Annotated in this window: 13 protein-coding genes and 2 pseudogenes; 7 read left to right on the forward strand and 8 right to left on the reverse strand. The window is 35.7% G+C overall.

Translation table 11 applies throughout. The features are described 5' to 3' along the window. Nucleotides 1-107 precede the first annotated feature (107 nt). The 3 genes from LDB17_RS00130 to LDB17_RS00140 are packed head-to-tail and all read left to right on the forward strand — an operon-like array spanning nucleotide 108 to nucleotide 1599. Nucleotides 108-326: a DUF3408 domain-containing protein gene (locus LDB17_RS00130; protein WP_289781720.1), complete on the forward strand. Its 219-nt coding sequence runs from the start codon at nucleotides 108-110 to the stop codon at nucleotides 324-326. A 5-nt stretch (nucleotides 327-331) separates the two neighbouring features. Then, nucleotides 332-1102 (forward strand): ParA family protein, encoded by a 771-nt coding sequence (locus tag LDB17_RS00135; RefSeq protein WP_252639646.1) that lies wholly within the window; start codon nucleotides 332-334, stop codon nucleotides 1100-1102. Beyond that, nucleotides 1099-1599 carry a hypothetical protein gene (locus tag LDB17_RS00140; protein WP_252639644.1) on the forward strand — a complete coding sequence of 167 codons (501 nt, stop codon included), beginning with the start codon at nucleotides 1099-1101 and terminating at the stop codon, nucleotides 1597-1599. Before LDB17_RS00135 ends, LDB17_RS00140 begins: the two co-directional genes overlap by 4 nt. Here LDB17_RS00140 and LDB17_RS00145 read toward each other — a convergent pair. From LDB17_RS00145 to LDB17_RS00160, 4 genes are all read right to left on the reverse strand, one after another. After that, nucleotides 1555-2046 (reverse strand): hypothetical protein, encoded by a 492-nt coding sequence (locus LDB17_RS00145; protein WP_252639643.1) that lies wholly within the window; start codon nucleotides 2044-2046, stop codon nucleotides 1555-1557. The genes LDB17_RS00140 and LDB17_RS00145 overlap by 45 nt on opposite strands. 198 nt (nucleotides 2047-2244) lie before the next feature. Continuing rightward, nucleotides 2245-2589 (reverse strand): helix-turn-helix domain-containing protein, encoded by a 345-nt coding sequence (locus LDB17_RS00150; RefSeq protein WP_252639641.1) that lies wholly within the window; start codon nucleotides 2587-2589, stop codon nucleotides 2245-2247. A gap of 825 nt (nucleotides 2590-3414) precedes the next feature. Next, nucleotides 3415-4221, reverse strand: a complete 807-nt coding sequence (locus LDB17_RS00155; RefSeq protein ID WP_252639637.1) for a DUF3108 domain-containing protein — start codon at nucleotides 4219-4221, stop codon at nucleotides 3415-3417. A gap of 11 nt (nucleotides 4222-4232) precedes the next feature. Beyond that, a complete protein-coding gene (locus LDB17_RS00160; RefSeq protein WP_252639635.1) occupies nucleotides 4233-5105 on the reverse strand; it encodes a phosphatase PAP2 family protein in 873 nt (290 codons plus the stop codon). Between the two features lie 50 nt (nucleotides 5106-5155). Between LDB17_RS00160 and LDB17_RS00165 the strand changes: the two genes are divergently transcribed. The 4 genes from LDB17_RS00165 (at nucleotide 5156) to LDB17_RS00180 (ending at nucleotide 10789) form a co-directional block, all read left to right on the forward strand. Continuing rightward, nucleotides 5156-5350: a hypothetical protein gene (locus tag LDB17_RS00165; protein WP_252639650.1), complete on the forward strand. Its 195-nt coding sequence runs from the start codon at nucleotides 5156-5158 to the stop codon at nucleotides 5348-5350. A gap of 101 nt (nucleotides 5351-5451) precedes the next feature. Beyond that, nucleotides 5452-6744, forward strand: coding sequence for a TolC family protein (locus LDB17_RS00170; RefSeq protein ID WP_252639634.1), 1293 nt, complete (start codon nucleotides 5452-5454; stop codon nucleotides 6742-6744). 5 nt (nucleotides 6745-6749) lie between these two features. Beyond that, on the forward strand, nucleotides 6750-7634 hold the full coding sequence (locus tag LDB17_RS00175) for an HlyD family efflux transporter periplasmic adaptor subunit (RefSeq protein ID WP_252639633.1): 885 nt from the start codon (nucleotides 6750-6752) through the stop codon (nucleotides 7632-7634). A gap of 11 nt (nucleotides 7635-7645) precedes the next feature. Then, complete coding sequence (locus tag LDB17_RS00180; RefSeq protein ID WP_252639631.1) at nucleotides 7646-10789, forward strand: efflux RND transporter permease subunit; 3144 nt, start codon at nucleotides 7646-7648, stop codon at nucleotides 10787-10789. A gap of 109 nt (nucleotides 10790-10898) precedes the next feature. Here the strand turns inward: LDB17_RS00180 and LDB17_RS00185 are convergent, their stop codons facing one another. The 4 genes and pseudogenes from LDB17_RS00185 to LDB17_RS00200 all read right to left on the reverse strand — a co-directional run. Then, complete coding sequence (locus LDB17_RS00185; protein WP_393924817.1) at nucleotides 10899-11399, reverse strand: ORF6N domain-containing protein; 501 nt, start codon at nucleotides 11397-11399, stop codon at nucleotides 10899-10901. Next, entirely contained in the window at nucleotides 11380-12351 is a 972-nt protein-coding gene (locus LDB17_RS00190; RefSeq protein WP_353846913.1) for a site-specific integrase, read from the reverse strand. The genes LDB17_RS00185 and LDB17_RS00190 overlap by 20 nt, the downstream gene beginning before the upstream one ends. Before the next feature lie 15 nt (nucleotides 12352-12366). After that, a pseudogene (locus LDB17_RS00195) lies at nucleotides 12367-12492 on the reverse strand (site-specific integrase); the annotation flags it as partial. A 35-nt stretch (nucleotides 12493-12527) separates the two neighbouring features. Then, nucleotides 12528-12625 (reverse strand): annotated as a pseudogene (locus LDB17_RS00200) (ISL3 family transposase); the annotation flags it as partial.

The raw sequence follows: 12625 nt of genomic DNA on the forward strand, positions 1-12625 counted from the left end.
CCTGTTGGGTTACATTCCAGCAGGGGACATTTTTATTTTGGCGTAAGGGGTTAAACGTATTTTGGAAAAGAGGGTCAATTTAGACTGGCAAAAGGGGGCAATTAACACTGGATTTTCCAAATCGCAACGAATTGAAAAATAGGCAAGGACTATATATCGACAAAGAGAACTATGAAGTACTACAAACCTTAGTTCGTTCCATCCGAACAGAGCGGTTGAGTGTCAGCGGACTTGTCGATAATATTATAAATCACCACATCGAACTATATGGCGATGAGATTAATCGCATTTATGAAGAGAATATTAAGAAACCAATTAAAAAATAAAGATCATGAGTAATAAAAAGCCATTGTACATTTCAATATGTACACAAAAAGGAGGAGCAGGGAAATCTGTGTTTACAACCTTAGTTGCCAGTTATCTGCATTATGTAGAAGGATATAATGTTGCTGTTGTTGATTGCGACTATCCACAATGGAGTATCTATAAGATGCGCCAACGTGAGGCTGAGCAAATTGAAAAGAATAGCTTCTATCAGAAGAAAGCCGAAGCCTTTTTCTCTAAACTGAATAAACCCACTTATCCCATTGTTCCAAGTCAGCCCGAAGAGGGGCTCGGAAAAGCGAGAGATTTCCTAGCTCATGAAGAAGAGCAATATGACATCGTTTTGTTTGATCTCCCCGGAACAGTCAATAATGAAAGTGTTGTCGAAACATTCTTTAGTATGGATTACTTATTTGCTCCTATCATGACCTCACGAATAAATATGGAAAGTACACTGCCCTTTATTATCTCGGTAAATGAGACAATAACCATGAATCAAGGGAATATGAAGCTGAAAGGTATTCATCCATTTTGGAACAGAATTACAGGGAGAGAGAAGAAAGAGTTGTTTGAGTATTATGAACAAGCAATATCAGAACTGGGTATCAATATCATGGCGACTCGGATACCACAAAGCGTGCGATATGATAAAGAGCAGGCTATTGAGGGAAATGACTATTTGTTTTTGTCTACCATCTTTTCTCCCGATAAACCATTATTGAAAGGAAGTAACCTCGATTTATTTGTAGAAGAAATCATCAAAATATTAGAGATATGAGTTATAATGAAAAATTTGGATTAGGAGTTTTGGTTGTAGTCTGCCTGTACATGGCAGGACTGAATCTTTGGTTGTTATTTAAAGGTTGGTTCTATGAACATTTTGAGAAGAAAAAAGAGAAAGAGAATTCAAACAAGAGAGTTGGAAGGGTTGGAGTAGCCAAAGTAGATGAGAGACAAGTTTCCATTATAGGAGAATCTAAATATAATCTTGAAAAAGAGACTACAAAACAGAGCCAATTAGAAGAAGAGGTCAAAACACTAAAAGATGAGCTGGAGGAAATTAAGAAAAATCAGATAATTCATAGTATGCCATTGGAAAAGGAAGTTGAGCCTCCTCCCGATAATCGGGCAGTAAGTTCAGAAGAAGAGTTTTTAATACTAACTCCTAATCCAGACAAGATGGATAAAGAGCTATCCAGTAGCCAGTCATTCACGATGGACGAATTTGACTTAATGGCAAACCTTGAAATTTGCAACAACAATATCTTTGTCTAGAGTATTAACTTGATTAATATTCAATATTTTTTCATCTATTATCTTTATACTGTCTCTAAATAGGCGCGTCTTTTCATCTATACTTTTTTCTAAATTTGAAGCATAAGATTGATTCAAATGAACACTTAGAGAATCAAGATGTTGTTTTGTAGCTGACATTGCAACTGAAATATTCTTCTTCTTGTATTCCAATATATTGATTGTATCAAATATCGGTTTTAATAAAAACTGATTAAATTCATGAATATCAAATGGAATATCATTATTCCTAATGTAATATGGAGTAATTGCTTCAAAAGAGTATACCCCTATATCATGTGTTTTTTCATTTATTTGTTTACTTATAACAAAAGAAGTTGTATTTGTCTTCCAGAACAGAAAGTATATGACTGAAAAAGAAATGGTTGAAATCAGATATATTATAATGGGGGTTTTGAATTTTTTCATGATCCTATTTTCATATAATACAAATATATATTAATTCATTCTAGAAAAGAAATTCTCTCCCTTATCAAAGTCCCTCATGATTTTGTGAAGGGACATTCGTTAAGGGGGAAAATTTGTTGTTGGGTGCTGATTGGTTGGGATGTTTGTATAAAATAAACCTCTCTGCTAAAAAGAGGCTTATTGGTGAAAAAAGAAACATTATTTATCATCCTCTCGGACTTCTTTATCTCTTGTAGACTCGTTAAACATCTTAATCTCCTGAAGGGAGGCATAGGACTGAATAAAATCTTTCACATCAGCCATACGATAGAAAGTCTTTCGCCTGACTAGAAAATAGCGAAGCTGTCCACTATCCCGATATCTTTGGAGTGTTCGGTACGATACTTTGAGCAGAAATGCCAAATCCTGATTATCTAACAGCTTATCATCATTGGTAAATGCTTCTCCTGTTGCCATCATTGCTTTTAGGTCACTGCCAATAATTGTAAGCTTTTTAGATAACTTCTCCATCCATGATAGAAAGTCTTCATTGTCTAAATACATAATTCTTTGTTTTTGAAATTAATAATTGATTAATTCCAATCGATTGGTAGAGCAAAGAACTGACAATTGGAGACAGGAAAATAGAGGAGTACAGAGGTACTCCCCGAATATACGGCTTTAATTATCTACATATTAATAGTTTACGAAATCATCTTTTTTCATCTTTTCGTTTACGATATTTGCGAATAATAAGAGATCGCAAGTAATCTAAAGCTTTAGTTGTATTATATGATTTTCGTTTAAATATCTCTGTTTGTCTCTTATAGATACCTCTGAAACTAAAGTTGAATGCTTGTTCCAAGACATTAGATATTAGCATCAAAGAAGCAGGTCTTCCTGCTTCGTCAAAAAACTCATTAGAAAGGCTTAGAGATAATGCATACTCTGCTATACCAATAATGCCTATACCATTGGATTTGGGAATAAAATATAAGTTGGATCTACGATCTTGAGGATCATTATATGATGATCGGTTGGATTGTTGAAATGTGAGTTTGAGTAAATCAATTTCTAACTCTAAAAATAGAATTGTCTTTTTGCAATAATTGTATTTGAGAGCATTTTTTTTTCAGCTCATATTCTAAAAATATAAATTCAATACGAGTCATACTCAATCTACGAAGACTTGTTAAAGAATCGATCTCTTTTTGATTTAAAATTTTAACTGCATCTATAAACTGTACATAAGCACTTTCCATTGTTTTGTTAGTTGCTGATAGATCTTCAGATAATCGCATGAAAAGATCGGTCCTTAGTAGACTATTCATAAGCATCTTATTTAAAAGTTAATCATAATAATCTTACTAAATCTGATAATAACGGAAGTTATTGACTCTTTACATCATACCGATTTCCCTTATAGGCTTTCATGATCGCACTTGTAGATCCTATTTTTAGATTGGAATTCAGTCTGACCGGCAACCGGTTATTATCATTCGTAACATATACTGTCATTGCTTCTTTCTTATCTTCGAATGCCTTATCTTCTATCTTTAAGGTTAGTTTGAAGCAGTTATATTTCTTATTATCATTAGCTTTTACTATCTCAATTCCCTGAAAATCGATATGCATATTTACTTTATTTTTACCTGATAAAAAGACTACTTTTGTAGTAAATCCTTTATGCATTTTAGTAAAATCAAGTGTTCGTGCATAGTATATGACACTCATCATGTCATAAATGCAAGATGAAGTATATAATGTTTCATCAAATCTTAACTTATCATTTCTCGTTAGTTTCGTTTTTATGGTTACTTCTGATTCTTTATAAGAATACGTAGTATTTTCCTTTGTATACTCTGCTCCTTCATGTGCATTTTTCATATACGCTAATGGAATCAAGTCTTTCGACATATAGCAGGTAAGCGTATCTGATAGGGTAAATATCTTATCTATTACTCCATTTGATTTTGCTAATAAAGTTATTCTATATACAGAGGTTCCATTGTATGATACTTCTGATGTCTTTAAAGAAGAAACTCCAGCTTTCGTATTCAGGAGTCCATATTTAAAATAGAGATCATACGAAATTTCTTCACCGGACTCAAAAAAAATATTCTCAATCGGGCATTGAGCTTGTACCCTTACAGCAAATAAAAAGGTAATAAAAAATAGGTAGAGAACTTTAATCATATTTGTATCCTTTAGAATGTATATGCCAATCCTACTCCGGCACTTTCAGTGCTGACAATAGGAGCGATAACTAAACTTTTATCGTTATCCTTAATTCCTAATACATTATGCCAAACAGGCAACAACATATAGCCGACTTCTGCGCTTAAGATACCAATCCCTGCACCTGCCACAACATCACTTACCCAATGCTTTTTATTAAAAACACGCATTGCTCCCGTAGCTGTAGCCACACCATATCCACCTATTCCAATCCAGGGAGAAACATCTTTATATTCTTTGAAAAGAATATGCGCACCGACAAAGGCTGTAGCTGTATGCCCGGAGGGAAATGAATGGAAGTTAGAGCCATCGGGACGCTCTACTCCGAAAGAGGTTTTCATTGTCTGCACTGTTGCACCCATAATAAGGAAAGAGGTAGCCACAACCAATGTTCGATCTCTGAAATTATGCTTTGCTTTTATCCCTGCCCAATCTAAACCATAGATTGCAATAGCAGGTGCATACTGGGTATAATCATCGTATGGAACATGTTTTGACAGATGCTCTCCAATTTCATTATTTGTACTATGGTCGAGATTTAACAAGGACTTATTTCCTCGGGCGATTATTCCATACGAAATTAGAGCTGTTGGAATAACAAATCTGGAGTAAGATGAATTGAAAAAAGTTTTCTTTTTACTTAGGATATTATACTCCATTGATATTTCTTTGTCTTTTTCTAATAACAATGAACCCCTTTCTCTCATTGGATGAGAAATAGAAGGAATAACATTATTGCCGGATTTTAAATTTAAAGAGTCTAATGAAGTTTTTGGCAATAGAGGGAGTTTAATGCGAATGCTATCTCCCGTTTGGGCATTCAATTGTATTGTAAAGTGCAATGCTTTTTGTTTCGGATCACGGAGAATCTTTAGGTGAAAAAAACCTTTATATGCATGGAGTACCTTTAAGTATTGCTCCTAAGGAACAATACGAAATTCCCTTTATAGTCTGGGTCTCTGACAATAGTTCAAAGCAGCTCAAGCCCAATAAAATATTGTCTCAAAACCATGTGTTTCATAGTGTCTTAAATTTCTTAGGTATACAAAGTCCTATTTATAATGAGAAAATGAACATTTTTAAATAACGAACAATACATAAACAATAATTATTTATGTTGTTTTCCGGCACACTTAAATTCTAATTTTCTGCAAAATCAGGAAATAACTTTGTTTCAAAAATACAGTAATGAAGAAGGTTATATTTCTGATAGTGTTTTCTGCACTTACACTAATTACATATTCTCAAGGCGTTCCTAACAAAACGTTGGAATATTACATTGAATATGCAAAAGAGAACAGCCCTTTAATCAATGATTATAAAAACCAGTATAAAGTATCCGAATACGAAGTACAGAGGCTAAAAGCATTTTATACCCAATCAAAATTGGAAGTAAACGGCAACCTGCTTTTTGTTCCCATTGTATCCAAAGACAATGGGAATACGCGGTTTCAGTTAACACCACAAAATGCCGTCGATTATTATGGCTATGATCAGGGAGTAAGTAGTGGAAATCTACAAGCCGGACTTACATGGACACAGCCCTTATTTGCTAGCTCATCGTATAAGGCTGCGCATCAACAGGCATTAGTAACTCAAGACATAAACCTGAATAACATACAACTGCAAGGACACGAACTGCAACGGTTAGTGACAGACCAATATATATTGTGTTTACTGGATAAGCAGAAAATAGCTTTTGCCGATTCGATCCTGATTATTTTGAATGAACAGGAAAATGTAATTCAAAAATTAGCTCAATCAGCAATAATGAAACAATCAGATTATAACCTGATTAAAATCGAAAAAGCCGGATATAAAGAGTCAAAGAGGAATTATGAACAATCTTACGAAACACACCTGCTCGATCTGAATATTTTATGTGGAATAAAAGATGTATCTATTATTTCTTTGGAAGAAATTAAACTGGATCTTAATACATTGACTGACAATTCCCGTTTCTTGGAGAAATACAAATTAGACAGCCTGAATCTGATTGCCCGCCAAGCTGTTTCAGAAATCCAATACAAGCCACGAATTAATCTGTTTGTAGACGGAGGTTTAAGAACAAGTCAGTACAATAGCACTACATTTAACCATTTTGGTATGAGTGCCGGAATTACTTTTGCCTGGACACTGTTTGATGGAAGACAGAGAAAGATCACCAGGAACCAGACTAATGCTGAATTGAATACCGTATCGTTCTATCGTGAAAATTTTATTGTTCAGAATAACTTAAGGAAGAGCCAGTACCTATCTGAATTGAAAGGATATGATGATCGCAGCAATATCATGCAACAACAACTCGCATCATATATTCAGGTTCTAGCCGATTATAACAGAGAGATTCAGAAAGGGCAACTCTCGGTCATAAATTATATTACAGTCCTCAAAAACAGGACTCAGGTAGCTGAAAGTTACTACTTGCTACAAGCGAACCGCTTACTATTAATGAATGCTTATAATTATTACAATTGGTAAATAATATGAAGAAGATACTATTCATTTTGCCCGTCATTCTGTTTAGTTGCACCCAAAACAACAAGAATACAGATGCATCAACACCTCGGACGGCTGTAACTATTACTCATGTTTCGCAAGGTGTGATTAACGATTCAATAACGTTGTCTGCAACTACTGCCTATCTGAACAAAAGCTCGATTACATCTCCTATTGCCGCTTATGTAACAAAGACTCTCATTGAACCGGGAAGTAAAGTACAGGCCGGACAAACTATTTTCCGATTGGAGAGTAAAGAAAGAAATGCATTGGGATTAGATGACCATAATACAACGGGGATTATTGATATGAAAGCATCGGCGTCCGGCATCGTTACGCTGGTAAAACAGCAAGCAGGTGACTATGTAACCGAGGGAGCGATACTTTGTGAGATCGCTAACCAAAACAGTCTGGTCTTTCAGATCAATGTACCCTATGAATATACACAATATGTTGTCGGTGGTAGAAATTGTAAAATAATACTGTCTGATGGAACTATTTTGAATGCCAATATCGGAGCTCCTATGGCATCAATGAATACAGTCTCTCAATCTCAGCTTTATAAAGCAAAAGCGAATACCGGATTTTTACCTGAAGGACTAATTGCAACGGTTTCAATATTGAAAAATAATACGGGTTCTCCTACTCAAATACTTCCTCGAAGTGCGGTTCAGTGCGATGTAACCATGCAACAATATTGGATCATGCATTTGGTTAATGACAGTCTGGCTGTAAAACTCGATGTAAAAGTTGGGAACAGCGATAAAAGCAATATTGAAATCGCATCTCCGGTTCTGTCTTCCTCCGAACGTATTGTATTGGATGGCAGCTATGCTATGGCAGACTCTACACTGGTAAAAATAACCCAATAAAGATATAGGAAATGAATAGTATAAAAACGAAGAACTTCTTTAAGAAATACAGCAATCCTATTTTATTCATTGGTTTACTGTTATTACTTACAGGAGCCTATTGTTATAGGCAAATGCAGACTAACCTGTTTCCCGAAGTACCCTTTCCCCGTATAACAATCATTGCCGATGCAGGTCAGCAGCCAGTCGACCGGATGATGATTACCGTGACTAAGCCATTGGAAAGTGCAGTTAAACGGGTACAAGGTGTAACAACCGTAAAAAGCAGTACAGGCCGGGGAAGTTGTGTTGTGGATGTATTTTTTAATTGGGGTACAGATGTTTATTCGACCAAAACAGAATTGGAAAGCCGTATCAATGAAATAAAGAATTTCCTTCCACCGGGAACAGTTATTACTACCGAAGCGATGAATCAATCCTTGTTTCCCGTCTATGGCTTTACTTTGGAAAGTAAATCCCATAGTTCGATTGAATTACGGGATATGGGAAATCTTGTACTTCGTCCTATGTTTTCGCAGGTAAATGGAATAAGCAATGTCGTTGTAAGAGGAGGAAAGAATAAAGAGTTTGTTATAATACCAGATGTGATGAAGATGTCGTCGTTAGGAATAACTCCGTCTTATCTGAAAACGGTTTTCGATAATACCAACTTCGTTTCAAGCAATGGCTACCTTGCCGGATATAGCCGTTTGTATCTTTCAATTACCGATACCCGTATCAATGATATTGAGGAGCTATCAAATCTAACTGTAAAAAATGACGGATCACGGGTTATTCGCCTCAAAGATATTGCACAAATCCAAATTAACGAACAGCAGGAATTTGTCAAAATTAATGCTAATGGGAATGAAGCTGTTCAAATAGATTTAGTTAAACAACCGAGGGTTAATCTTATAAATTTTGCGAACGGTGTTGATAGCAAGGTATTACAGATAAAAGAATTATTGCCTAAGGGCTATGAATTAAAGCCTTACTATAATCAGAGTGCTTTTGTCAGTGATAGTATATCCAGCGTTATTCATACGATTGTGGAAGGGCTTATTCTCGCTCTGATTGTTATGGTAATCTTTTTAAGGGCATGGAGAGCAAGTCTTGTTGTAACCCTTACTATTCCCGTCACGTTGGCATTCAGTATTCTGCTTTTATACTTAGCCGGTATTACAATAAACATTATGTCATTAGGAGCAATTGCTGCCTCAATAGGGCTAATTCTGGATGATGCGATTGTTGTTATTGAGCAAATATATCGAGGGCATGAAGAAAATCCGAAAGCGAATAGGTTCGATGTTGTTAAACAATCTATTCGTGATTTATTTCCCGCTATGGTTGCTTCATCATTGGCTACAATTGTAATCCATTTTCCTTTCCGGTTAATGAGTGGGTTGGCAGGAAGTTTCTTTAGGGAATTATCAGACACAATGCAGCTAACACTTATTGCATCCTTTTTCGTGACGTGGCTACTATTACCCGTATTACATCTGATTATCGGCTACAAACCGAATGCGCATACATTGAAAATGCAACAAAAAGAATGTGATGACAATGAAACGTATGAAGAAGAGGCGACGGAAAGGGTTCATTGGCTTACACAGCTTTATAAAAAACCTCTGATTGCTTTTGCTATAATCCTTTTAATAGCTTCGGGTGCTTGGTTTGCTTCTCAAAACCTGACTTCGGGATTCCTTCCCGATCTGGATGAAGGCAGTATTGTTCTTGATTATCATTCTCCATCAGGAACAGATATTGAAGAAACCAACCGACTTTGCCTGCAAATGGAAAAGATAATAATGGCTCATCCCGAGGTTGAAACTTATACTCGACGTACCGGTTTGGGAATGGCATTCAAAACCTCACCAAGTTACTTTGGGGATTATTTGATACAATTAAAAAAGACACGTTCGAAAACGACTCCCGAAGTCATTTCGGAATTGAGAACGGTAATTAATGAAAGTGTACCAACTATGACTGTAAATTTCGGACAAAGAATCTCCGACCTATTGGGAGATTTAATGAGCACTGCACAACCAATCGAAGTAAAGATATTTGGTAGTGATTATCCGACTTTGCAAAAATTAGCAGCACAAACCGAAACTATCCTGACATCTATAGGCGGAGTTACAGATATAGACAATGGATTGGTGGCGGCAGGCCCATCCTTAGCCTTCTACCCCAATCAGTCACTGCTCGCCCAATACGGAATAAGCATGACTGATTTTCAGGAACAATTGAGTATGTATACCGCTGGAATTCCTTTAGGGCAAAATTCTAATTTAGTAGAACCGAATCCTGTACAATCGGCAATGTATGGAGGTCTCCAAATCGGAACAATTCAGGATGGAGAGCAAATGAGACGGATACTAATGCGTAAGTTAAAATTCAGTGAGAATAATCCGGAAATCTTAAAGAAGCAATTAATCTTTCTGCCGGATGGTTCAACTAAACCCTTATCTTTTTTCTGTGATGTACGGATAATACCCGGGGAGATAGAACAAAAGCGTGAGGATCTCAAGAGTGATATAACACTCACTGCAAGGCTAAATGGACGAGATTTGGGTTCAACCATGCAGGATATTCAGACTCAGATAAAGAGTAAGCTATCACTACCACAAGGATATAGTACAGTTTATGGAGGTGCATACTCTCAGCAACAGCAATCATTTACTGAACTAATTATGATCCTGTGTTTAGCTATTCTTCTTGTATTTACAGTTCTTATGATCTTATTTCGCGAATGGATGATCTCTTTTATTATACTTTTCATCTCTGTATTTAGTATTAGCGGATGCTTATTAGCTCTATGGATTACCGGAGTCCCATTAAATGTGAGTAGTTACACGGGGATTATTATGATAGTTGGTATAATTGCAGAAAATTCTATTTTTACTGTACACCAATTCCGTATGAACAGGAAAGCTGGAGGAGACATAAGAGAATCAGTGAACTATGCTATTGCATTACGTATTCGACCTAAACTAATGACTGCTATAGGGGCTATTCTAGCCTTGATGCCTCTTGCTTTAGGGTTTGGTCTGGGTGCGCAAATGCAACAGCCTTTGGCTGTTGCTGTAATCGGAGGATTTGTTGTAGGTTTACCTATGCTATTAATTGTATTACCGAGTTTAATGTTACTTATATATAAGAGAAAAATAAGATAAATATTTTAATCGAATATTATTCTTCTATTCATGAATAAAGAGATAACTGGTCGCAAAATGCGACCAGTTATCTCTTTTTATTGTAAGGTCACAATCTGTGACCTCAAAATCATTCATCTCTCACAAATCCGACTCTTTTTCTCGACTTGTCTTCTAGCTCTTTTCTGCTCGCTAATTCAGTTAAGGCTTGATAGACTTCATTAAACTGCATATTTGTTTCTATCATAAAAGACTCCAACTTCTGATTGAGTTCGGCATATCCTAAAGCATATTGTCGAAGCATAATGAAAGCTCTGACGATTTGAATATTAACCGAAATAGCCTTTTGGCTATTCAACAGCCCTGCTAGCATCGCAATTCCATGTTCAGTAAAGGCATAGGGTAGTTTTCTAGTACCTCCCCAACTTGATGTTCCATTTTGGAATATCAAGTCAAATTCTTTATTATTTAGCTGGAACATAAAATCTTCGGGGAAACGATCTAAATTACGTTTTACTGCTTTATTTAAATTACTCGTTGTAACTTCATATAATTCGGCTAAATCTTTGTCAAGAATAACTTTATATCCCCTTATCTCATATATTCTATTTTTAATTATTTGCAGCTCCATTGTTTTCAGTATTAAGGTTATTATTGAATAGTTTATTATCCACATTCATCATATCTTCTAAGATGCTTTCATCCAATACTCTAGCATAATGTTGAGTCATTCGTGTAGATGAATGACCTAGCATTTTGGCAACATTTTCCATCGTAACTTTATTGGCGAGCGTAACCGATGTGGCAAATGTGTGGCGCGAGCAATGTGTTGATAATCGCTTATTTATATTACATATTGTTGCGATTTCTTTGAGGTACGCATTCATCTTTTGATTAGTCGGCACAGGTAAAATTTGTCCTTTCAATTCGCAACTTTTATCAGAGCTATATTTTTCTAATAATTCTCGTGGGACTCTCAATAATGGAATATTACACATATTATTCGTTTTAATACGAGGTTTACGAATCCACATTTCGCCCTTATTCCCATGGATAATATGTTCTGCTTTCAGGCTCTTAACATCAACGAATGCTAAACCTGTGAATGCACAGAACACAAATACATCTCTCACTTGCTCCAAACGTTTACATGGCATTTCCTTCTCCATCAAAGTGTTCAGTTCGTACATAGTCAAGAATTCCACATGTACCTCGTCTTGTCTGAACTTAATAGGAGCAAAAGGATCTTTTTGTAGCCAATCATTTATTAAAGCGATACGAATGATCTTTTTGAAAATCTTTAGATGTTTGATAGCTGAATTATTCGCACAACCCTTTTCTGTTTTCAGATACAGTTCATATTTGCGGATATAATCTTCATTGATGTCTTTTAGTGGAATATCTTCGATACTCATTTCTATTGACATAAATTCTTTCAAATATTTTAGAGAGGTATCGAATTTATAGATTGTAGACTGTGAATATTCTACACCGAGAAGTTTGCGACATCGTTCGTTATGGTCGGAATGAACTTCTACTAATGTTTTTCCTTTTTCTTCATCTTCATGATTTCCGAGATACATATCTTTCAGAAGTTGGGCAGTAATGGGTTTACCATCTAGCTCCAATTCTCGGTACATGGTAGTAATTTTAGCCTTTGCCGAATTGATGTAGTTGTTTAATTCGATTGCAGATTTGTCTTTAGCCCTTGATCTTTCTTTCGCTTGATCCCATAAGGCTCTTCCCTAAAAGTTGTGGACTAGGCATAAATATTCGTTAATCTAAATAAAAAATAGGGTATATGCTTTACTCCTCTGAGCGTAGCTCTAAATGCTTTAATCTTGGCATTGAAAGATT

Source organism: Dysgonomonas sp. Shenzhen-Wh21, assembly GCF_043392705.1.
Classification (GTDB): domain Bacteria; phylum Bacteroidota; class Bacteroidia; order Bacteroidales; family Dysgonomonadaceae; genus Dysgonomonas.